The 23,674-nt window shown below is 34.6% G+C and carries 20 protein-coding genes and 1 pseudogene; 2 read left to right on the top strand and 19 right to left on the bottom strand.

The features are described from left to right. Nucleotides 1-360 precede the first annotated feature (360 nt). The 13 genes from NKG37_RS15255 to NKG37_RS15195 all read right to left on the bottom strand — a co-directional run bounded on the left by NKG37_RS15255 (nucleotide 361) and on the right by NKG37_RS15195 (nucleotide 17,075). Nucleotides 361-1,413, bottom strand: coding sequence for an aldose epimerase family protein (locus NKG37_RS15255; RefSeq protein WP_224428354.1), 1,053 nt, complete (start codon nucleotides 1,411-1,413; stop codon nucleotides 361-363). A 262-nt stretch (nucleotides 1,414-1,675) separates the two neighbouring features. After that, nucleotides 1,676-3,301 carry a glycoside hydrolase family 13 protein gene (locus tag NKG37_RS15250; protein WP_101730136.1) on the bottom strand — a complete coding sequence of 542 codons (1,626 nt, stop codon included), beginning with the start codon at nucleotides 3,299-3,301 and terminating at the stop codon, nucleotides 1,676-1,678. 65 nt (nucleotides 3,302-3,366) lie between these two features. Further along, entirely contained in the window at nucleotides 3,367-4,374 is a 1,008-nt protein-coding gene (locus NKG37_RS15245; protein ID WP_224428353.1) for a LacI family DNA-binding transcriptional regulator, read from the bottom strand. Between the two features lie 122 nt (nucleotides 4,375-4,496). Then, on the bottom strand, nucleotides 4,497-5,807 hold the full coding sequence (locus NKG37_RS15240) for a DUF4179 domain-containing protein (RefSeq protein ID WP_169188292.1): 1,311 nt from the start codon (nucleotides 5,805-5,807) through the stop codon (nucleotides 4,497-4,499). Continuing rightward, nucleotides 5,800-6,318, bottom strand: a complete 519-nt coding sequence (locus NKG37_RS15235) for a sigma-70 family RNA polymerase sigma factor (RefSeq protein WP_101730138.1) — start codon at nucleotides 6,316-6,318, stop codon at nucleotides 5,800-5,802. The genes NKG37_RS15240 and NKG37_RS15235 overlap by 8 nt, the downstream gene beginning before the upstream one ends. Before the next feature lie 163 nt (nucleotides 6,319-6,481). Continuing rightward, the gene (locus NKG37_RS15230) at nucleotides 6,482-7,975 is read right to left on the bottom strand and encodes an aldehyde dehydrogenase family protein (protein WP_254414900.1); all 1,494 of its coding nucleotides are present in this window, start codon (nucleotides 7,973-7,975) and stop codon (nucleotides 6,482-6,484) included. Between the two features lie 547 nt (nucleotides 7,976-8,522). After that, nucleotides 8,523-9,866, bottom strand: a complete 1,344-nt coding sequence (locus NKG37_RS15225) for an IS1380 family transposase (RefSeq protein ID WP_118977697.1) — start codon at nucleotides 9,864-9,866, stop codon at nucleotides 8,523-8,525. A 97-nt stretch (nucleotides 9,867-9,963) separates the two neighbouring features. Next, nucleotides 9,964-10,668 (bottom strand): class I SAM-dependent methyltransferase, encoded by a 705-nt coding sequence (locus NKG37_RS15220; protein ID WP_254414899.1) that lies wholly within the window; start codon nucleotides 10,666-10,668, stop codon nucleotides 9,964-9,966. Between the two features lie 794 nt (nucleotides 10,669-11,462). Next, nucleotides 11,463-14,054: an ABC transporter permease gene (locus tag NKG37_RS15215; protein WP_254414898.1), complete on the bottom strand. Its 2,592-nt coding sequence runs from the start codon at nucleotides 14,052-14,054 to the stop codon at nucleotides 11,463-11,465. After that, the gene (locus tag NKG37_RS15210; RefSeq protein WP_016200833.1) at nucleotides 14,051-14,734 is read right to left on the bottom strand and encodes an ABC transporter ATP-binding protein; all 684 of its coding nucleotides are present in this window, start codon (nucleotides 14,732-14,734) and stop codon (nucleotides 14,051-14,053) included. The genes NKG37_RS15215 and NKG37_RS15210 overlap by 4 nt, the downstream gene beginning before the upstream one ends. A gap of 84 nt (nucleotides 14,735-14,818) precedes the next feature. Further along, a complete protein-coding gene (locus NKG37_RS15205; protein ID WP_254414897.1) occupies nucleotides 14,819-14,956 on the bottom strand; it encodes a hypothetical protein in 138 nt (45 codons plus the stop codon). 429 nt (nucleotides 14,957-15,385) lie between these two features. Continuing rightward, nucleotides 15,386-16,390, bottom strand: coding sequence for a sensor histidine kinase (locus NKG37_RS15200; RefSeq protein ID WP_254414896.1), 1,005 nt, complete (start codon nucleotides 16,388-16,390; stop codon nucleotides 15,386-15,388). A gap of 1 nt (nucleotide 16,391) precedes the next feature. Then, the gene (locus NKG37_RS15195) at nucleotides 16,392-17,075 is read right to left on the bottom strand and encodes a response regulator transcription factor (protein WP_224427538.1); all 684 of its coding nucleotides are present in this window, start codon (nucleotides 17,073-17,075) and stop codon (nucleotides 16,392-16,394) included. A 183-nt stretch (nucleotides 17,076-17,258) separates the two neighbouring features. On the opposite strand from NKG37_RS15195, the gene NKG37_RS26360 reads away from it, so the two are divergent. Both NKG37_RS26360 and NKG37_RS26355 read left to right on the top strand, forming a co-directional pair. Continuing rightward, nucleotides 17,259-17,846, top strand: a complete 588-nt coding sequence (locus tag NKG37_RS26360; RefSeq protein WP_367975899.1) for a DUF3231 family protein — start codon at nucleotides 17,259-17,261, stop codon at nucleotides 17,844-17,846. Beyond that, nucleotides 17,813-18,298 carry a DUF3231 family protein gene (locus tag NKG37_RS26355; RefSeq protein ID WP_318010490.1) on the top strand — a complete coding sequence of 162 codons (486 nt, stop codon included), beginning with the start codon at nucleotides 17,813-17,815 and terminating at the stop codon, nucleotides 18,296-18,298. The genes NKG37_RS26360 and NKG37_RS26355 overlap by 34 nt, the downstream gene beginning before the upstream one ends. A 103-nt stretch (nucleotides 18,299-18,401) precedes the next feature. Here the strand turns inward: NKG37_RS26355 and NKG37_RS15185 are convergent. The 6 genes and pseudogenes from NKG37_RS15185 to NKG37_RS15160 all read right to left on the bottom strand — a co-directional run. Further along, nucleotides 18,402-18,923: pseudogene (locus NKG37_RS15185) on the bottom strand (polysaccharide deacetylase family protein); the annotation flags it as partial. A gap of 112 nt (nucleotides 18,924-19,035) precedes the next feature. Beyond that, nucleotides 19,036-19,200: a YozQ family protein gene (locus NKG37_RS15180; protein WP_016200829.1), complete on the bottom strand. Its 165-nt coding sequence runs from the start codon at nucleotides 19,198-19,200 to the stop codon at nucleotides 19,036-19,038. An 87-nt stretch (nucleotides 19,201-19,287) separates the two neighbouring features. After that, nucleotides 19,288-20,070, bottom strand: coding sequence for an ABC transporter permease (locus NKG37_RS15175; protein WP_254414895.1), 783 nt, complete (start codon nucleotides 20,068-20,070; stop codon nucleotides 19,288-19,290). A gap of 6 nt (nucleotides 20,071-20,076) precedes the next feature. Next, nucleotides 20,077-20,880 carry an ABC transporter permease gene (locus NKG37_RS15170; RefSeq protein ID WP_224427541.1) on the bottom strand — a complete coding sequence of 268 codons (804 nt, stop codon included), beginning with the start codon at nucleotides 20,878-20,880 and terminating at the stop codon, nucleotides 20,077-20,079. 5 nt (nucleotides 20,881-20,885) lie between these two features. Next, on the bottom strand, nucleotides 20,886-21,863 hold the full coding sequence (locus tag NKG37_RS15165; RefSeq protein ID WP_016200826.1) for an ABC transporter ATP-binding protein: 978 nt from the start codon (nucleotides 21,861-21,863) through the stop codon (nucleotides 20,886-20,888). 296 nt (nucleotides 21,864-22,159) lie between these two features. Continuing rightward, a complete protein-coding gene (locus tag NKG37_RS15160) occupies nucleotides 22,160-23,515 on the bottom strand; it encodes an amino acid permease (RefSeq protein ID WP_101730142.1) in 1,356 nt (451 codons plus the stop codon). Nucleotides 23,516-23,674 lie beyond the last annotated feature (159 nt).

Here is a 23,674-nt window from a genome sequence, read left to right as displayed (position 1 = left end):
TCCTTTAATGGAGAGGCATCCTTTTACCCCTTTATGCCGAATAATGCAATTCCTTCCCATACTTGTTTTTGCTATATCGGAAGTCTTAACTTCTGCGCTTACACTCTTTGCCTTTCACCTCTCTCCTCTTATTTTCTTTTTATTATAGTAAAAATTGCACTTACATTAACGTTATTTTGCTATATACAGAGACAATATTTACTTCTTTTTATTTCATAAGGTTTGGGTTCATGATTTTTAAGGCAGTAGCCATTAGGTTGAATTAGTGGTTTTTGCCATTATTAAGATCTTTCTATCCACAAAAATAGGAAAAAACCATCATGATGATTTTTTCCTATTTTTGTATTTATGCCTATTCTTTTATTCTGTTACTCGAAATTTCAATTTCGTTTCAGCATGATATGTTTCTTCAGGTTTTAAAACAACGGATGGAAATTCAGGATGGTTAATTGCGTCGGGAAATCCTTGTGTTTCTAAACATACCCCTAAGTATTTTCTTCCCGTTACGCCATTAAAATCATATTTATCTTCTAATTGGTTACCTGAATAAAGAATGAGTGCAGGCTGATTCGTTACTAAAGACATTTCTCTTCCACTCTCTTTATCTCTTAAAATAGCAGAATGGGATCCTTCTTCAGAGAAAATAAGGGGATGGTCATATCCATTACCTACTAAAGTATTTTGGTCAAAATCATTATCAATTCCTGCTTTCAACAGCTTTCCTTCCGAAAAATCAAATGGTGTATTTTCTGTATGTACCATTTTTCCTGTTGGAATAAATCCTTCATCTAGTTCTAAGAAACGATCAACATCAGCAATTAGTTCATGATTAGTTATATCTCTTTTATTATTCCCACTTAAATTAAAATAGGAATGATTGGTCACTGTTACAGGTGTTTCTTTGTCTGTTTTTCCGTGGTATGTTAGGACTATTTCATTCTCATTAGTCAGTAAATAATCTACAGTAAAGTCAAAATTACCTGGATAACCTTCTTCTCCATCTGGACTATGATATGTATAGCGAATTCCAATTGCCCCTTCCTCTTCTACAATACAAGAATCAAAGACTACTTCACTCCAACCAACATTTCCCCCATGTAAGTGATTAGGAGGAGTATTTGTATTTAATCGATACTCTTTTCCATTAAGTTCGAATTGACCACGATTAATTCTTCCTGCAACGCGCCCAACAATCGCCCCTAAATAAGGACCTGGATACTGTCTATACTCCTCTAATGTTTCAAAGCCAAGCACAACATTTTCCTTGTTTCCTTCCTTATCTGGAACTATAATTTTCGTGATAATGCAGCCATAATTCATACTAGAGAAACTCATTCCATTGTTATTCGTAAAAGTATATTCTGTTATCTTTGCTCCGTTTACTTCTCCCATTGATCTTTGACTATAATTCATATTAATCACTCCTTCTAATAATCATTCTTTCTCTCTTATTTTCCCACTTCTAATTTGAAATCGCCTTCATTTCCATGTTTTTAAATGAACATATATTGAAACGCTTTCAATAGTTTGTTTACCCTATTAACTAATCCCCAACTATATCTTACTTTATTTTATCAGAATTGATAATATTTTTTTTATTTTTTCTAGAGAAAATAAAAAAAGCTGTCAATATCTCACTTATCGATGATGTTGACAGCTTCCGTAATGTTTTCGATCAAATGCTTACAACAAAAGCTTCATATGGCTTTAAATGCACATTTCCAAAATCCACACTTTCACGATGATAATTACTAATAATCACCTCATCACACTCGTTAAATTCTGGTAAATGCAGCATTTTTTCTTGGTCACTAAAGTTGGCCACTACTACCCAAGTTTTTCCTTCAAACTTTCGTGTATAAGCAAAAATCTCTTCTTCCGTATCTTCGATTAGCTCAAAATCTCCCCATACTACGATTGGATTATCTTTTCTCAATTGAATTAAAGATTGATAACAATAGAAGACGGAATTAGCATTTTCTAAATTATTCTTAACATTAATATCCAAATAATTCGGATTAACATGCAGCCACGGTGTCCCGGTAGTAAACCCTCCATTCTCCGTATCATCCCATTGAATAGGTGTTCTTGCATTGTCTCTACCTTTTACATTAATCGAATGAAGGATTTCCTCTTTCGTATACCCTTGCTCTATTCGCTCATAGTACATATTAATACTCTCTATATCATTCACTTCACTAATATCCGAAATTGGGCAATTAGTCATCCCAATCTCTTCCCCTTGATAAATATATGGAGTTCCTTTCATTAAATGTAAAAGGATGGCAAACATCTTTGCACTTTCCACCCGATACTCTTTATCATTTCCCCAACGAGATACGATTCTTGGTAAATCATGATTATTCCAAAACAAACTATTCCAACCTTCATTCCCAAGAGAAGTTTGCCATTTTGCTAGTATGGATTTTAATTGCTTTATTTCTAATGGCTTTAAATCCCATTTTTGTTTCCCCTCTTGCTCGTCTAATCCAATATGTTCAAATTGAAAGACCATGGAAAGCTCATTTCTTGCTGGATTCGAATATAATTTAGCGATTTCAGGAGTTGCTCCCCAAGTTTCTCCTACTGTTAAAACATCATAATTACCAAACGATTTTTCATTCATTTCTTGAAGATAATCATGTAGCTTTGGTCCATTTCCAGTAATACCAAGATCTGGTTGTTTTCCTACTAAATCAATCACATCCATGCGGAAGCCACCGATTCCCTTTTCTAGCCAATAGTTCATCATATTCCAAACTTCTTCCCGCACTTTTTCATTTTCCCAATTTAAATCTGGCTGTCTTTTACTGAATAAATGCAAGAAATATTGTCCGCTATCTTCATCAAATTCCCAAGCAGAACCGCTAAAAGTAGATTTTAGTTCATTTGGTGCTTCGCCATTAACCGGGTCACGCCATATATAGTAATCTCGATATGGATTGTCTTTTCCTTTTTTTGCTTCAATAAACCATTTATGCTCATCTGAAGTGTGATTTACGACTAAATCCATAACAATTTTAATTCCTTTTTCATTCGCAGTTGCAATTAATTCATCCATATCTGCCATCGTACCAAATTCATCCATAATATCTTCATAATCACTAATATCATAGCCATTATCATCATTAGGCGATTTGTATACAGGGCTTAGCCAAATAACATCGATTCCTAGTTTTTGCAAATAATCAAGACGATTGATGATTCCTCTTAAATCTCCAATTCCATCTCCATTACTGTCTTGAAAGCTTCTTGGATATATTTGATATACGACTGACGTTTGCCACCATTTCTTTTCCATTATGTTACCTACTTTCTGTGAAAATATATTCTTTACATAAACGTTTATGTAAAGTTTAAAAAATTTTACTCCATCCTATTTATTACAGACGCCCTTTCTACTAATCGAAATGGCATCCTTTCTGTTTTCACTTCTACTTTTTGCTGAATAGCCTCAATCACTTTCAAGCAGCCCTTTTCTCCCATTAACTGAAATGGTTGCTCTATTGTAGTTAAGGGAGGAACAGCCATTTCTGCAACTCTCGTATTATCGTAGCCTATGACAGAAAGTTGCTCTGGTATTTTTATCCCTAAGTCAAAGGCTGCTGAAATAACACCAAGTGCTACTTCATCACTTACACAAAATACAGCTGTTATTCCAGCCTTTTCAGCATGGAAAGCATAGAGGGCTTCTTTTCCGGCAGAAAAACTATAATCTCCTGCTTTTATGTAGTTAGCCGAAATACTTAATCCGTGATCCATTAATGCCTTTTTATATCCTTCTATCCTCGGAATCCCAGCTACTCGATCAGCGTAATCCACACCTGCCAAGCCAATTTTTCGATGTCCATGGTCAATTAGATACTTTGTAGCAGCATAGGAAGCTTCAAAATCATCTACTTTAATAAAAGGTATTTGTTTATTTTGTGTATCTGTAGACAATAGCACATAAGGGATACTCAATGATTCAATAGCTTGAATTTGCTCCTCGGTTAGTGGGATAGATACAAGAACAAGCCCATCCACTTTTCTTTCTTCTAGCATTTTTAAGCAATCAATTAATCGATTACCTTTCTCCCCAGCATGGGAAAGAATGACACTAAAGCCATGACATTGCGCTACCTTCTCCATCCCATTTACAATATCAGCATAAAAGATGGTTGACACGTTTGGCATGATAATACCAATTAAATTACTAGATTTTTTCACTAAGCTTCTCGCCATTTCATTTCTCCGATAGCCTAGCTCTTCTGCCATTTGCAGGATTTTCTTCTTTGTCTCTTCATTGTAACCACCTGCTCCATTTAAAACTCTTGAAACAGTTGCTGTGGACACATTGGCGACTTTTGCTATGTCTTTAATTGTTATCGTCATTTATTTCACCCTTCACGTAAACGTTTACGTAACTTTACTTTAACACAAAAATGTAACGCTTACAATAAAAAAACGTGTGCTTTGGTAATGGTATGATGAATACCACTACCAAAGCATGCAGCTTATTTTACTTCTATCTTTACATCCCCTTCGATGTAATTAGGGTAAGCGAATAATTCAAGACGTAAAGGATTTTTATAAACAGTGTTTTCTAAATGTAACTCCCATCTCTTTTCATTATTGGTACTTGTCATTAGTTCAGTAGATATTGAGAGTTCTTTTCCATCAGCATCTATTGCATAACTAAAGAGACTAAAATGATTTTCTGAATTCGATTCCATATAAAATTCTATTTGATTCTCAGAAGTTTTTCCTAATTTAAGCTTACCGTCTTTCGGACTTTTTATTAATTTACTTGCTTCCGTGTCTACAATAACCATCGCGTCTTCCTTATCAATTGCCATCAACTTATTTATACACAAATAAATTTCCTTCGTTTTTTCAAAATAATTAGACTGCAAATAAAATGTTTTCTCATTTTCACTTATATGCCTCATTACAGTTCCGTTTTTAATAGAACTCCAAACTTCTTCTTTTTCATTTTCCAACCGCATATCTTCAAATCCCAAAATTTCTTTTGTATTAGCAGGATCAAATGCTACCTTCACTCCAATTCGTAATGGGTACACGATAATTTCTTCTATCGTGATTTTTTGATTCTCCACTTCCACAACCTGGTTTATTGGATAAGTTATATTCTTCTTTACATTTTCCTTGAGTTCAAAAGGAATCAGAAATTTTATTTCTTGATTGTCCATTACTGTAACTAATTCAAAGTTAAACGTTAATTCCTCAAAAGAAAAAGAGTTTACAAATTGGTACTCAACCATATCTTGAAATTCATTTTGAATATCATCAGGAAAATATACATTATAGCTACGTGAATGCTCAGGAAATTCTTCTTTATTTAGGAGATTAATATACTTTATCTCTCCGCCAGTTAGTGGCTTTGTCGATTTCAACGTATAAAATACATTCATTCCTGATTCATCCATAATTACTCCATCTATCGTTAACGTCAAATCTCCTTTTGTCTCAGAAACATCTACCTTTTGATAATAATCATTTTCTATAATGGCGGAAAAGCCTTTATCTTGTTCAATAAAACCAATCATCCATTCCATCCCAGGGATTGTTGAGAGAGCATTTGCAAAAGTTGGGGATATTCGAATGGAAGTTACAAAGAAAATGATAATAATGGCAGCAATCGCAAGCCCTACTAATCGTTTTTGTTTTTTCTTAACCAGATTTTTTTCTCGCTTAGCTTTTAAAAATCCACTTAAAATGGCTTCATCGGCTTTTTCGATCGGTAAACTTATTTTTTTTAAGTCATTCTTTAATTTAGACAAACTTTGTTCCTCTTGTTCATACATGATCACTCTCTCCTTTCTCCTTAAAATATAGCCTTAATGTTTTCAGTACTTTATGTAATCGAGACTTTACGGTTCCTTCTGGTATTTTTTCCATTGCGGCAATTTCTTTGATCTTCGTATTTTGAAAATATTTCAAATAGATTAATTGCTGATCTTCATTAGATAACAATTCAAGGGCTTCCTTTAGTTCAATCAAGGATTGGTCTTGGTAAACAGATATATCATATACTTGGTTATCAGAAATAACTCTGTTGGATCTCTTTACTTGATCTTGACAATAATTGATCATAATTCTTGTTAGCCATGTTTTTAAATAGGCTGGCTCTTTAATGGTATGTATCTTTTTATAAGCTCGATAGGTTACTTCCTGCAATGCTTCTATTGCCGCATCTTCATCTTTTAAAAATGCTAAAGCAGCTCTTAGCAATGATTCTTTATATAATTGCATTACTTCCAAAAAGGCATCATCATCTCCTTTAATAGCTTTCTTACTAATCTCTAACTCTTCCAATTAATCACCTCCTCTATTCTCCTATACATTAGACTTTATACTGGGGAAAAAGTTCACGAAAAATATAAAATAAATTCCTTTTTATCTAAAAGCAAATTATACATGAAATTTCAAGCATAAAAAAAGCCACCAAGACAAAGTCCTAGCAGCTTCCTACTTTACTTTAATACAATCCCTCTGTTTCTTCTTTCGTTACAATATAAATATTTTTCGTCTGTGTATACCCATCTAATATGCTCTTATATGTTTCCCTACCGATACCAGATTTTTTGTATCCTCCAAATGGTGCTCCTGCTGGAAGCTGATTATACGTATTCACCCACATACGTCCTGTCTCAACCCCTCTTGCGACACGAAGTGCTGTATTAATATCGCGTGAGAATACTGCTCCTCCGAGTCCAAATTCTGATTGGTTAGCGAGCTCAATCACTTCTTCTTCTGTCTTAAATTTTATAAGCGTTGCAACTGGACCAAAAATTTCTTCTTGAGCAATACGCATCTCATTCGTGGCATCTGCTAAAATCGTCGGTGCCATAAATGCTCCATTCTCTAATCCGTTATTTATAAGCCTGCACCCACCTGTTACAACTCTTGCTCCCTCTTCTTCTCCAATTTTTACATATTCTAAAATTTGCTCTAATTGGCGTTCATTTATTTGCGCGCCCATCACGACATCTTCTTCCCACGGCAAGCCAACTTTTACATCTTCGAATGCCAGCTTCATTTTTGCAAGGAACTCATCATAAATGCCTTCTTGAATGAAAATGCGGGAACCAGCACAGCACACTTGTCCTTGGTTAAAGAGTATTCCTAATTGAACCCCTTCTAATGCGCGCTCCATTGGTGCATCATTAAAGATAATGTTCGCTGACTTTCCACCTAACTCAAGTGTAGATGGTATCAGTCTCTTCGCTGCTGCAACTGCAACTTCTTGTCCTATTTCAGTGGATCCTGTAAAAGCAATTTTTGCAAAGCCCTCATGTTTTAGCATATAGTCTCCTGAATGAGAACCACGGCCGGTAATCACATTGACTACCCCTTTTGGTAAAACTTGATCTAAAAGCTTGGCTAATTCTAATAGGCTCAAAGAGGTAGTAGACGACGGATGAATAACTACTGTATTACCTGCAGCGATAGCAGGAGCAATTTTCCATGCAGCCATTAATAACGGGAAATTCCATGGAATAATTTGTCCAACTACTCCAATAGGCTCTTTAATCGAAATCGATAAGGTATCTTCATCGAAGGCTTGAGCAGTTCCCTCTTCAGAGCGGATTACGCCTGCAAAATAGCGGAAATGATCAGAGCTTAATGGAACATCAATATTTCTTGTTTCTCTTAGTGGCTTTCCGTTATCCAATGTCTCCACTAAGGCTAATTTTTCCGCATGTTCATCAATTAAATCAGCAATTTTTAATAATAAATTGCTTCTATCTATTAAACTTACTTTCTTCCATGTTTTTAATGCCTCTGCTGCTGCAGCCACTGCTTGATCTACATCTGCATAGGTAGCGTCCACAAAATCAGCCAACTTTTCTCCATTACTAGGGTTATAGCTGCTAATTAGCTTTCCTTCTGAACCTTTTACCCATTGCCCATTAATATATAGACCATATTCCTTGTCCAATACTGTTGTTGCATTTAAAGCAGTTACCACTTTCAAAACCCCTTTTTAATATATTTAAAAATAAGGCATGTAGGAAAAATGCTTTTGTTTTAAAAAATCCCAGACCTTATTTTTATCCTGGTTATTAAAACAGACTATTAAGAATGCGTTTGCAAAACATCTCAAAAAAGAATTACATATGTGAATTTTTTAACAAGCTAGTAGATAATTAAATTATAGATTCTATTAAAAGTAATGTCTATTAATAACCGTGTACTTCTTTTTGTTACAATTGCGAGAGTCTTTGGTGAAAATTTCTATTTATCTTCCAAAACGTTTATCATGAAAAATGACATGTGGCTGCCCACATGTCATGCTTTTCTTGCTTTCATAATCATAGTAGTTGGAAATTTTCTTGCTTTGTATAAGGAACCTGAATCCGTGATAAAAAATAATTCTTCCGATAATTTTAGGAATTCCTTATTTTCTTGCCATTCGTACTAATTTAAGTTGGATTGATTGTTTTTTGTGTACACTAAATAAAACCTGCTTACCTATAATTTTTTTCAGGTCTTATTACCTATTCAGTTTCCTAGGCTTATGTTGTAAATGAAAGATACAGTCGTTTAAAAGTAGGAAACCAAGGACTATGATTTCCAAACTTTAAGTAAATTCTTCGGGAATGCTTTACCAATTTTGCAGCTAATGTAATCAAATTCTGGATAACCGTTTTTACTCGGCGACGGAAGACCTTTCTTTTAAGCGGCGCATCCCCTGATTTCAGGCTTTCTTGGCCAATAATCCGAAGGAGATTGTAGGTTAAACATCCAAGATGTAAGATTAATTCATTGGTGGCAAATTTCCCAGAAGGGAAACGTTCTAGGTCTAAATCCGTTTTTAATTCACTGTGGAATTGTTCACAAGTGGCATGTTCGTGATAAAGGCTAATTATTTCCTCTGTTTCATTAGGTAGGGTAGTCCAATAGCTCTCAAACTCAACATCTGGGATTAAGAGGATTTGGCCGTTTTTATCAATCGTTCTTTCTGTTACTTTATAGACTTGGCGAATGGCTTTTTTCATTCCCTTTGGAGTTGTTTCTAAAGCACCATAGAATACACGTTTTCCTTCTCGCTCCTGAACGCATTTACCGAATTGTTCAGCTACCATGAGCCAGTTTTCAGGCTTTTCACGGCGAGGATTTCGTTTAATTATGAAATCGGCCTTTTCATTCACACAAACTTTTAGGTTTTCGACACTATCGTTTCCTGCATCCATACGGACCAATAACGATAGATCAGTAATCATCCGAGAATATATAATACTTTTCTCGAGAAATTTCTCAGTATCCTTTTGAACGTGTGTGCTTCCCTCCCGAAGTTCCACATTTACAACGTAGCCTTCTTGACCCAAATAGGAGAAGTTAGGGGAATACCCGTCACATCCTTTGTATGTGCGACTAACCCCTTCTTTCTTAGTATTTGAGTTATCAAATGGCGATACATCAATATCCAGAGGTACGTATGATTTTTTGTCACTAGTAATTGTTGGAGTGACAGGAGAATCAAATTGCCGTATTAGTTTAGCCGATTCTTCCAGAACAATGGATTTCCATCCAGTCACCTTGGCAATTTGATCGAGTCGTTGCCGTAGTGTGGGACTTGATGGAACCACTTGAATATCCAATGCACGATAAAAGAAGGGATCATCTCGAAATTCTTCGATATGGTCGAAATCATTCTTACCTTGGCACAATAGACCCACATAAGAAGTGGTAACATCCCCATTAAGAATGGCCGGAGACGACTTGATTTCTGGGACCTTTAAGGATGAAAAACGTTTGTAAAATTTTGTTTTTGATAAAAGCAAACCTATTAAACCTAGACCCGAATGGGTCGTTAATGTATCATCGGAATCTTCTAAAATAAACTTAACCAATTTCAACACCTGCCTGGTGAAATAAAATTATCAACATAAATCAGCTGATAACATTATTATATCAGACTTTGTGGGCACATTTATTATTAATTACGTCACGGATTCAGGAGGAATAATAACGATCAGAGATTTCCGTTTCGATCGTTTCAAAATTTTTGGAAACCTCACTTTCTATAACGGATTCAATGGTAAATCCAGCTTTAATTAATTCATTTATATAAGTACTCATCTTTCTTTTTGGTATGACTACTGGTGCTTCTTCTCCTTTAAACCTTTGATAAGCTGTTAAACCTTCTTCTTGATAGGAACCTTGAAGATAGATTTGCCCGTTTTCACTTTGCATATGCGCATATAATGGATGATCCCAACTAAAAATAAATTCTCCTCCTGGCTTTAAATATGAATAAATAAGTTTAAAGGTCGAGGCTAAATCTGTTGTCCATCCAATTGCATAGATAGAATAAACGGTGTCGAAATATAATGTCGGAAGACCGATATCTTCCTCCATCGCAGCACAGAATAAGTTGGAAGATAGACCTTTTAATGTTTCTTTTGCAGTCTCTATTTGCTTTTCAGATAGGTCTATCCCCCATAATTCACTAGCTCCTTTATCAGCCATGTACAGTAAAGAATGTCCACTGCCACACCCAATATCAAGGACTTTTTTATTTGTTATTTCTTTCAATAGTCTTAATTCCTCTTCCGTTTGGCTAAAAGGGCCATAGCTAGGCAATGCGTCTATCCCATTAAAATGATGGGCTAATTTATTCCAGCTTTTCTTATTTTGTTGTAAAATATCAATCGTCATTTTTTATCCTCCTCCGTCTTCTTTTATTGATTCTACATTCTTCTTTCCCTTACCTGCTTGCTTTTACATAGGAAAAAAAACACCAAAACGGATAACGGGTTCGGATACCTGTCTCATTTTATGAAAATGTATTTAAAAATTTCCTTTTGTTTGCTATATCTTTTGTCCTGCAAAATGCAGGGCTATTTGTTATGTGTATGAACATTACAAAGTGTCGCTAAAAGTATTTTTGGTCCAAGGCTCAATAATAACTGGATGTTCCTTTCACCGTGATGGGAACATAAACGTAAAAATTTCGCTTATATTGAAAATTGTCCCTATTCACTTAAAAATAAGGTTAGTTTTTCCGCTTATATGCTACAAAACTCTTGATTTTGTCTTATTTAGAGGAGTTAACCTGAAAATTTCCGTTTATTTTTACTTTATAAGCTTTCTTTTGTGCATTAGCCGGAAATTCTCCGCTTATGAATTCTCATAGCTACGCGAACAACAACAGTAACCAAAGCCGAAGAAAAAACATAAATTTGCAAATAAAAAACACCGCATTTTGCAGTCCGATTATCAAGGTAACAGAAACCTCTGTAACCTTACATTTTGATATACAAATTAGCTTACAGCTTCACGCCTATTTTATAATTTTTCCGCGTTATATCAACAGAAAAAGACCATCAAAATTCTATTACAAATTGATAGTCTCTTTCATATACATTTTTAGTTTTTGTGATAGGAATCAGAACCAGTTACAAAACGGACGAGTTTTTTTCTAATTCTTCTCTATTTTTCTTTTGTTCCTATTAAGCATTCTCTTGTTTTAATCCATCAATAATATTTTCTTTCTTAATTTTGCTGACTGAATATAGCATGGCCGAAGCGACAATGATAAATATTGCAATAACTACAAATAGAATACTCAACCATGGAAGCTCAAAGCCGTATTCAAATGTATTGCTTATGGACCAGTATAGTGCTGCTATGACTCCAATACTAATCGGAATACCATACATCAATGCTTTTATCCCATAAAAAATACTCTCAAAATAAATCATTTTATTAAACCTAGTTGGCGTCATTCCTACAGAACGCAACATTGCAAATTCCCTTTTTCGTAAGGAAATACTAGTTGAAATCGTATTAAAGATATTAGCAATACTTATTAATGATATGAGGGAAATAAAGCCGTACATAAAGACAGACATGATTATAATCTTCTGTTCCGATTGCTTCCGATTCATTTCCACATTGTAAATGTACATAGAGCCTGTTTTTAAATCTTCTAATTCCTCTTGGGCTTTCGCCGGATTATCACTGTTTAAATATAGATTGTAGTCCAAATTAATAGTTTCATCTTCAAATAATTTCTCTGCTACTTCGTTGGAAATTATCATCGTAATGGTTCGATAATTATTAGAACTTATTCCCATTAATGTCTCATCTGTAAATAAGCCAATTTGAATCTTATTAAAAATTTCTTCCTTGCCACTGTCCTCTCGATACATATAGAGATCAATAGAATCACCAGGTTTTGCATCAAGTACTTTTTCCTCAATAAATTTCTCTGCATATGGATCAAAATAAGATGTAGTCTCAAGAACAATGCCTTTTGGAACATCGGTATTTAAATATTCATTGCTATTAAAGCCTGCTGCTTTAGCGTAATCTTTAAACGAGGAATCCGATAAAACAAAGAAATTCACATTAAATGACAGTTTACCATCTTCTAACATTGTATTATCTTTCTCTACCGATTTTTTATTATTTTCACTTAATACATCCTTAGCTAAAAAGGTTGTTACGTATATGTTCTTAATTAAATTACTTTGTGTAATACTTGGAGCATTTGCTAGAGGCAGCAGCTCTTCCTCTGTACTATTTGAACCAGCAGACACAGCAATATCGTAGTCGATATCTTCTTGTGACAGTTCCACAGACTTTTTCATATTATCTGAAAAAAAGGAAACGGTTAAGAAGAGTAAAATACTAATAACTAAAGAAAAAACGGTTGTTTGATATCTTCGTTTATTCCGTTTTAAATTTTTCAAGCCGATTTCCGCTTCTATCCCGAATAACTTACGCACAAGTTTAGAAGTTTTCACTTTTTTTCCGGATAATTTGATATCTTGTGTTTGTCTAATTGCATCTATCGCAGAGATTTTTGATGCTTTTCTAGCTGGTAGATAGGTTGAAACAAAGATAGTTACAAGTGAAATAAGAATAGAAAACAGGATTGAAAAAGGCGTAACTACTAAATTTAATCCTTCTGTAGTGTTTAAAGCCTCTTGAAAATACTTATTTATAAATGAGAATGTAATTCCAATTCCCACTAGACCAGCAATTATTCCTAAAGGAATGCTGATTCCACCTATAACTGCACCTTCAAAGAATACAGAATTTCTTTTTTGTTTCTTGGTTGCCCCTACGCTTGAAAGCATTCCTAAATGCCTTGCTCGTTCCGAAACACTAATAGCAAAAGCATTATAAATCAATGCTACAGAACCAATAACGATAACAAGGATAATAATACCTAATAAAGAATACATCGTAAGAAGCAGATTATCATTCGATGATACTCCATAATAACGCAGTAACCCACTATTATAATTAACTTTTTCAATGTTTAATTTCTTAGCTAAGGATTTTGAATCCTCATAAATAGACTGCTTTACCTTTTTCATCACAACACTTGCATTTATACTACTATTACTCGTTAATTCATTTTTGTCCATGTAATTAACAATGCTATAACCTGGTGACCAAGTAGGTTCCCAAGATGGACTTTCCATGATCCCGACAATTTTAAATGTATAAGATTTTACACGTTGTATTTCCTCAACGTTTTCTCCTTCTTCATTCCTTTGCAAAGGATCTATTTGTGTGAGGATTGAATCTTCTTCTTTTAATTTATAGTGCCTTTCTCCAATACTAACTTTTAATTCGTCTCCGATGTCATATTCTCTTTTCGCATTCTTCACCATTTCATCTGATATAATAATTTCATTAGAGGCTTTGGGATACGTTCCTTTTTTTAATGTAATCGGAAACTGCGTAAGTCCTTGTTCATCATATTGTCGAAAAAATAAATACGGCTTATATTCACTTTTAGAACCCTTCCAGTCCGCATAGCCTAAATCATTAGATAAGATTACCTTTTCTATTTTTTTATCCTCTTCTATCTCTTTGACTTGCTCACTATTAACCCCTATGAATTGTGTATGCCACTCTCCGGCTCTTGCAATACTATCTCTTTTTAATAAATCAATAAAAGAAACACCAAGTGTTGCAACAGCTGTCAGCATACTAACAGAAATAATAACACCAATGATTGTTACGAGTGTTCTTCGCTTATTCTCCTTTAAATTTCTCAAAGTAAGTTTATTCATAATGTTCATGGGCGAATCACCTCATTTTTGGCGATTTTTCCATCTTCTACAGAGATGACACGATCAGCTTGTAATGCAATCCGTTCATCATGCGTAATAACAATTAGTGTTTGATTATAGGTTTTATTAAACATTTTTAATAGTTCCATAATCTCTTCACTATTTTTACTATCTAAATTCCCCGTCGGCTCATCTGCAAGCATAATGGCAGGATTACTAATTAATGCACGTCCAATTGAAACGCGCTGTTGCTGTCCGCCTGATAATTGATTAGGAAGGTGGTCTAATCTTTGCTCTAAGCCTAATATAGAAACAATTCGATTAAATTGTTCTCTATCTACTTGATGATTATCTAATAAAAGAGGAAGCGTAATATTTTCTTCCACCGAAAGAATCGGGATTAAGTTATAGAATTGATAGATTAGGCCAATTTGTCTTCTTCTAAAAATAGCTAATTGTGTTTCATTTAATTGATAAATATCTGTATTATCAACATAAACTTTTCCGCTAGTTGGTCTATCTACTCCACCTAACATATGAAGCAAAGTTGATTTTCCCGACCCAGATGGCCCTATAATGGCAACAAACTCACCCTTGTTAACAGAAAAAGAGACATTATCTAACGCTTTAACAGCTGTTTCTCCTTTCCCATACACTTTAGACAGATTATCTATTTTTAAAATTTCCATTTTATCGTCCTCCTATTACTTGATGCTCTTAGTCTACCTGTCTAAAGTGACTCTCGAGTGACTTTAAAGTGACAATTTAGTCACTTAGTAGAAATAGGTGGCAACTTGTTCTCTTTTTATGTTTATGTATTCTTTTTTCCTTTGGACTAAAGGAGGTTTTTGGCGTTCATTCGCTTGATGAACACCACTTTTCGCTTTGTCGCTCTGCTTTTTGGTTTTCATTCCCACGATGAACGCCACTTTTTGCTTTGTCGCTCTGCTTTTTGGTTTTCATTCCCGCGATGAACGCCACTTTTTGCTTTGTCGCTCTGCTTTTTGGTTTTCATTCCCGCGATGAACGCCACTTTTTGCTTTGTCGCTCTGCTTTTTGGTTTTCATTCCCGCGATGAACGCCACTTTTTGCTTTGTCGCTCTGCTTTTTGGTTTTCATTCCCGCGATGAACGCCACTTTTCGCTTTCTCACTCTACTTTTCGGTTTTCATTCCCGCGATGAACGCCATTTTTTGCTTTCTCACTCTGCTTTTTAGTTTTCATCCCCACGATGAACGCCACTTTTTGCTTTGTCGCTCTGCTTTTTGGTTTTCATTCCTGCGATGAACGCCACTTTCCACCTACGCTTCAACGATTCGGTGTTCATAAAAAACTAGCACACTAAATCACCTGTTTATAAAACTTAATATGAAAAGTTGTTCCTCTTCCTAATTGACTTCTAACTTCAATATCACCATGCTGGCTTTTTATAATACTATACGCCATGGCTAAGCCTATACCTATACTATCTTCGCTTGCATTTTCGCCTTTATAAAACCGTTTAAAAATATAGGGTAAATCGTTTTTGGCAATACCCTTTCCATTGTCTTGAATAACAATTTCCGTAAACAAGACATTTTCCGAGAAATGAATCTGAATTTCTCCACCTTCTTTTGTATGCTCCACACAATTTTTTAAAATATTGATAATTGCTTCCACTGTCCATTTAAAATCTCCTATATAGGTAACACCTTCGTCTCCTATAATGCCAAAAGCCTGTCCCTTGATATCCATCGGAATTAATACTGGTTCCACTGCCTTATAAAGCAGTTTTTTTACATCAACTTGCTCCTTTTTAAATAGAATCGTACCAGCATCCATTTTCGATAATTTCAGCAAAGAAGAGACTAACCACTCCATTCTTTCCAGCTGTATTGATAGATTATTCGTAAACTCGCGCCTTTTTCCCTCTTTTAAATGTGGATCACTTAATAAATCAGTCATCACAACCATAGATGTCAACGGTGTTTTTAATTGATGGGATATATCTGAAATCGCATCAGTTAGCTTTAATTTTTCCTGACGAAGAAGCGCACTATTTTCCGAAAGCATTAAGGTCACTTTGTAGATATTATTTTTTAAAACACTCAGCTCGCCCTCCACATTATCACGAATATCTAAGCTTTTATCCCCATTACTAATTTGCTGCAAGTAACTCGAAAGCTTTTCTATTTCCTTGTATCGAAACCTTGTAAATTGATAAAAGCATCCGAAAATAATGATAATAACTATAAGTAAAAATATTGTGACAGAAATGGAATATGCAATAATAGCATACATAATTGCTACTGTACTAATGAGAGCTAAAACTGTTGTTAATATCTTCACTTCTCGATTACGAAGCATGTTAGTCACCTACCTTATAGCCCAGACCGCGAATAGTTTTAATAATAGTCGGTTTTTGCGGATTATCTTCTAATTTCTCACGCAGCCTTTTGATATAAACAGTTAAGGTATTGTCATTAACAAAATCTCCTGCTACATCCCATATGCGCTCCAATAGCTGTGTTCTTGTTAATACTTGTCCTAAGTTATTAGCGAAGATAAGAAATAATCGGTATTCAAGGGCTGTAACTACTACTTCTTCGTCCCTTTTATAAATCTTTCCTTCCAATGTATTAATTCGAATATGATCAATTTCAATAATCGGATTATTTTGTTGCTGCTTATTATAGCGTCGCAAAACAGATTTAATTCTAGAAAGTAGCTCTCTTAAGCGGAATGGTTTTGTAATATAGTCATCTGCTCCCATATCAAGACCCATGACAACATTTACTTCGTCATCTAATGCAGTTAAAAAGATAACAGGCTTATCTGATTTACTTTTCACAATTTCGCATAGCTCATAACCAGAACCATCTGGCAGCGACAAATCAAATAGACATAAATCAATATTTATTAGCTCTTCTTCTATAGTCTTTCTAGCAGATTTTGCGTCATAACAAGTAATTGTTTCATACTTTTCACTTTGTAAACTGTATTCTAAACCAGAGGCGATGGTTTTATCGTCTTCAACAAGTAGTATCTTCATTATCTACTCCCATAAATTTTTCTTTTTTCTGTATTATTCTAAACGATTGAAACAAGGAGCGAAAGTGATTCTATTTTTTCAAAAAAATTCTCACCATTAAAAAAGGATTCCCTATTAGTAATTAAGTTTAGCATATGATAATAAATGCTCGTGAATACTAAAACAAAATCCCTTTAAAGGAGAATGAAAATGGACACGCAAAAACCACTAAATATACGTTCAACAAACATAAACCATAGTGAAAAGCTTACATCAGCAGAGTTGGGTAAACTTTGGGCGACTTATAGGGGGAACAGCATGTCTACATGTTTTCTACACTATTATTTACAGCACGTCGAGGATACAGATATTAAAAAATTACTAGAAGAAGCGTTTACATTAACTACAGAATTCTTAAATACTTCAAAAGAAATATTGAAGAAAGAAAATTTCCCTATACCTAAAGGTTTCTCTATAGAAGAAGACTTGAACCCTCAAGCCCCTCGTTTGTTTGAAGATGAATTCTATGTTCATTATCTTAAATATGCTGCTAATGCAGGGATGAGCATTTATAAAGTAGCCATTCCACTTGTTTTTAGAAAAGATGTAGAAGAGTTTTATAAGTATTGTATGGAATCTACCATGGCTTTAATGGAGCAAATCAAAGAAGTATTAATGAATAAGGGATTTATTCGTAAACCGCCTATTATTCCGATACCAGAAAAAGAAGATTTTGTTGAGAAGGATTTTTTAAATGGATATGTTGGACATGTAAGACCTTTACATGCATAGAGATAGCCCATCTTTATGATAATATTGAAAATAACGTTACTAGTAAAGCATTAATAACGGCATTTAGCCAAGTTACCCAACAAGAAGAAATTCGTGATTTATTTAAAAGAGGCAAAAACTTCACACATAAGCATATTGAGTTATTTGTGGAAAAATTACATAAAGAAGATTTACCAGCACCATCCTATCTAGATCATTTAGTAACAACTTCTACTGATACTCCTTTTTCCGATAAATTAATGTTATTTCATAAAATGGATATGTTTTCAATAAGAATTAGGTCCTTCGGAAACTCAGTAGATGTTAGCGGAAGACATGATTTAGGAGTTATGTATACAAAAGGATTACTTCAAATTAGTAAATTTGCCGAAGATGCAGCAAAAATTATGATTGATAATGGCTGGATGGAGCATCCACCTTACGCAGCCGAGAGGGATAAGTTAGTTAAATAACTTAAAATTATGATTTTTCTGTAGGAAAGAAGCTGGGACATAAGTATTTTCAACCAAATAACCCCGAACGATTATACGTACAGACTAAGAAAAGTTCGTATGGCGTCTGATAATAAGTATCAGGCTCAATGTCCCAGAGAATCGTATCTATATTTGCTTGTTTTAAATAATATGGAAGTCCAAATAACTTCTTCCCATTTGGTGGTCTAAAATCTATTTCACCTGTGAAACCTGCCTTTTCAATTAATTGATTTGTTTCTTCCACTTCTTTCTTTATAAAAGCCTGTGATTTAAAAATCATCCGTTCATGAGAATATGTATGATTTCCAAGTTGATGTCCCTTTTCCACTATTTTCTCTGCTAATTCAGGATTTCTTTCTATCTCATTTCCAATAAGAAAAAAAGTAGCTTTTGCGTCATAAGTATCTAATAATGCTAATATGTCATCCACATTTTTTGTTGGTCCGTCATCAAATGTTAATGCAACTACTTTCTCCTTTGTCTCCACCTGATACGTTAAGCCCCCAAACAATTGAAAAGTCCGCGCATTCATTAATTTATAGGTAGCAACTAAAAGAAGAAACAGAACCAATAATCCTATTAATATAATCCATATTTTTTTCATTCTAACAGCCTTTCTCTCTATTTATTTAACCACTATCCATTATACGTGTCCCCTTCACCAGATACAAAAAGGAGAAAAATGAATAGTCATTTTTCTCCTTTTTAATACTAATTTATTTTTCTTCCTTTTCCTTCTTCTTATCAATTGTACCCTCTGTTAAACTATTATTTGCTTGCTCATGAGTTTCTTTCAAGCCTTTTGAAGCCTCATCTTTTTGATTCTTCTCGTTAGGCTGATGTGTTTTTCCTGCAGGGCTTGTTATTGATTCTTTATTCATTTTAAAACGCCTCCCATTATTTCTTGATGAAGTAAAATTAATCTATTAGATTTATACCACCATTCACGAAACAGGAAACATTCTCTATTAGGAACCGGTTGACCGATAGTGGCGAACACCCACTATCCATACAAAAATACAGGGAAGGATAAATATTATTCCTGCTAGGGGTGTCAGCATATATAGCCATTCTTCCTTTCCTCCTTTACCAAGCAGGTAAAGTAAAGGTAAATAATTAACACTTCCAAAAGGAATCACAAAAGTAAAAAAACGCGTCACCCATTTTTGATAAATATTTAACGGATACTGCGCCATCTCCCTACCACCATCAGTAAAAATATTGGCAATTTCTAACCCTTGAATCGTCCAAAAGCTGAGGGTAGCTGCTAAAATAAAAATGCCAGTAAAAATAAAAACCCCACTTATAATCATTAATAGTAACGTTAAAATTTTCAAAAAACTCCAATCGATTGCTAAGTTACTTACAGCCCAACCTAGCACGATAACACTCTGCAAAAGTCTCCCAACTCTCGTAAACTCGAATTTTGAACCAAGGACCTGTACAAAGGTTGTCCTTGGCCTAACAAGTAATCTGTCAAAATCACCACTCGCAACAAGACTAGAGAAATTATCAAACCCTCTTGCAAAGCATTCACTTAATGCAAATGCCATATGAATGATAGCAAAACAAAGTGCAACCTCATAAAAATCCCAGCCCTTTATTTGTCCAAATCGCTCGAATAAAAAATATAATCCGGCAAAGGCAGAAAAGGGGACCAGAAATTGTCCTAATGACAATAACCAAAAAGATGTTCGATATTGCATTTGTGATTTAAATAATAATAGAAGGTATTGAAAATATAGTCTCATCTAAGCTTACCCTCCCTGTACAATGACTTTTTTCATCGCTTTTTGTAAAGCTATTTTCCCAAAGAAAACGAGTACTAACAGCCAAGCAAGCTGAATGAAGATTCCTTCCATTGCTTCTCCATTTGGAATATGACCAGAATAGACCCGGAATGGAAAATCAGCTGTTAATCGGAACGGCAGAAGATAAACGATTTGTTGTAACCACTCTGGCATTAACGGAATAGGAACGACCATCCCAGCAAAAAACTCTCCTACAACACCAAATACTAGAAGAGAACCCATCGGGGATAATGTAATAAATACGGAAATATAGATAAACATTGAAATAGCCACTAAAACCAATAATCCCAATAAAAGCGAGAGACAAAATAACAAGAACGTTTTGACATCTTGGGGTAACATCATCCGATAAGCTGGAGGCAGCAAAAAAGCCAGCAACAATATCGGAAAACACCTTAATAATGCGCTAGCTAACCGCTGTGCTAGTAACTTGCTAAACCAATATTCATAAATCCCAATTGGTCTACATAATTCATATGCAATATTTCCTGTTGTAATTAAATCAAATAACTCATTGTCGCGAAACCATAGCATTATAAATGCTAAAAAAGATTGTTGTAGCCATAAATAAGTGACCAATTCTTCTAAAGAAATTGGTTGATTCGAGCTCGCTTGTGCATAAAATGCCTGAAAAATCATGATATAAATAAATCCCCAGAAAAACTGTGTAGCAACACCTGCCAATGCTGCAGCACGGTACTGCATACCATTTAATAAACGCAATCTTAATACAGCCATATATGGTTTCATTGTCCTCATATCTCATACTCCTTATAGAGTTGTACAATGATATCTTCAATCGGCTGTGACATGACGGAAATATCGACTAAATCTAGTGAATGAGACAACTCCATGATTACTTCCGATACAGATATTTGCGTCGTATCTACACTCAGGATTGCTCTTTCTTCTGTCCGGGAGAGATTAATGGTCCCGGGAATTTGAATAGGTATATTACTAGACTTATAGTCTACCGTTATTGTTCGATGAGATCCAAAGCGATTTCTTAGTTCCTGTAGATTCCCATCATATAATAGGCTCCCTTTTCCGATTAGAATAACTCGATCACAAAGTGCTTCAATATCAAACATATCATGTGTTGTAAGGATAACCGTTACATTCTTCTGTTTATTGATTTTTTTTATAAAGTTTCTTACTGCAATTTTGCTAACTGCATCAAGACCGATGGTAGGTTCATCTAAGAATAGAATTTGTGGATTATGTATAAGGGAAGCTGCAATTTCACAACGCATCCGCTGTCCTAAACTGAGCTGTCTTACTGGTGAATGTAGGATATCTTTTAACTCGAGTGTGTCAATTAATAACGATAACGTTTCATCATACTCTTTATCTGGTATATGGTAAATATCTTTTAATAAAGCAAATGAATCGATGACCGGTACGTCCCACCATAGCTGGGATCGTTGCCCAAAGACGACACCAATATTTTTCACATATTCTACTCGATCCTTCCATGGTGTATAGCCCATTATTTCACAACTTCCACTATCTGGAACTAAGATGCCGCTCATTACTTTTATCGTAGTTGATTTCCCTGCTCCATTCGGACCAATATAACCGACAATTTCTCCTGGATTTATCGTAAAACTCACATCATTTAATGCATGGACAATCGTGTGCTCCCTAGAAACAAGGGCTTTTAGTCCTTCCACCAATCCTGTTGCTCGCTTAGCAACCTTAAAGGACTTATTTATCCCGTCTACTTTAATCAATGCTTCTCCCTCCTTTTCAAAAGAAGAATATAATAGCATTTTATTGAAGAATTTGTCAATGGTGTTTTTTGATTTTTTAAAATTTTCTTTCGCTCAAAATCAAGGGATAATAAAAAGCCTGAAAATGATTTACAAATCATTTTCAGGCTTAATTATTGTTTAGAAAGAAAACTTCCTATCAGTGGGAGATTTTCCTTATCCCTGCTAACACTTAGTGGGCCTTTACGGGTTAATCCAACACCTAGCTTTCTCCATTTTCCGTAGCTTAAAGTGGGGATCATGAGCAAGATAAGATATTATCGATAAGAATGTCTAACCCATTTAAGATGATAAATTACCAATAGTAAAATAAACCATACTGGTGTCACAAACAATGCGATTCTTGTATCCTCTGCAAGTGCTAGCACAACAAGAACAAACGCTAGAAAAAGGAGGATGATATAGTTAGCTACTGGAAACAGTGGCATTTTAAACTTATTTTTTGCTGCAAGCTCTGGTCTTGTTTTTCGATATTTCAGATGACAGAGAACCGTAATTGCCCATATATAAATAAAACAAACAGTAGATATACTTGTAATTAACGTAAACACACCTTCTGGCATGATATAATTTAAAATAACAGCAATTAAAACGACAATAACCGAGAAGAACAAAGCATTAGAGGGAACATGATGTTTGGTTAATTTAGCTAGTGCCTCTGGTGCATTCTTTTCCTTTGCTAAAGCATACGTCATTCTACTTGTACTAAAAATTGCACTATTACAAGCCGATGCAGCCGAAGTCAAAACAACAAAGTTAACAATTCCTGCAGCAGCGGTTATACCGACCGCCAGGAAAACCTGAACAAATGGACTTTTTGCTGGATTAATAGCATTCCAAGGGTAAATACTCATAATAATAAGCAATGCCCCTACATAAAAAATCAACACTCGTATAGGAATATTGTTAATTGCTTTTGGAATAACCTTTTCAGGATTTTCTGTCTCACCAGCTGTTAAACCTACTAGTTCAATGCCTACAAAGGCAAAAACAACCATTTGGAAAGACAAAATAAATCCATTCATCCCATTCGGAAACATGCCATCATGGCTCCACAAATTAGTAAAACTTGATGGTCCTGCATCTGTTGAAAAACCTTTTACAATCATGATAAAACCAATGATGATTAAAGCAATAATCGCAATTATTTTGATTAAGGCAAACCAAAACTCCATTTCTCCAAATAACTTAACTGTCGCTAAATTCATAATTAGTAAGACAATCAAAGCTATTAATCCGGGTACCCATTGAGGAATATTCGGAAACCAAAATTGAGTGTACATACCAATTGCAGTTAGGTCCGCCATTGCAATGGAAATCCAACAAAACCAATAGGTCCATCCCGTTACAAAAGCGACTCTTCTTCCAAAATAATCATTAACAAAATCAACAAATGAATGATACTCTAGATTGGATAAAAGCAGTTCCCCTAAAGCACGCATAATCAAAAAACAGATAATACCCGTAATGATGTAAGCAAACAAAATGGAGGGTCCAGCTAAATGAATAGACTTACCCGCACCGAGAAACAGTCCTGTACCTATTGCTCCACCAATCGCAATTAATTGAACATGTCTGTTTTTCAAGCCTCTAGACAATGTTTCTTGTTGCATTTTAAATCACTCTCTTTTCAGTTGTACTATTTAAATATATTATGTAACAAAGTCAACGAATTATAGTTTAGCACATTCTAAGACAAGATACACGAATCTGTTTACTTCTTGATAGATATAGGAATTTATCTCTATTTAATGGCTAATTTTATTTTTTTA

Source organism: Niallia sp. RD1 (genome assembly GCF_024219955.1).
GTDB lineage: Bacteria > Bacillota > Bacilli > Bacillales > Cytobacillaceae > Niallia > Niallia alba.
The sequence above is the reverse complement of the archived record's forward strand: the minus strand, read 5'-3'. Positions and strand labels throughout refer to the sequence as shown.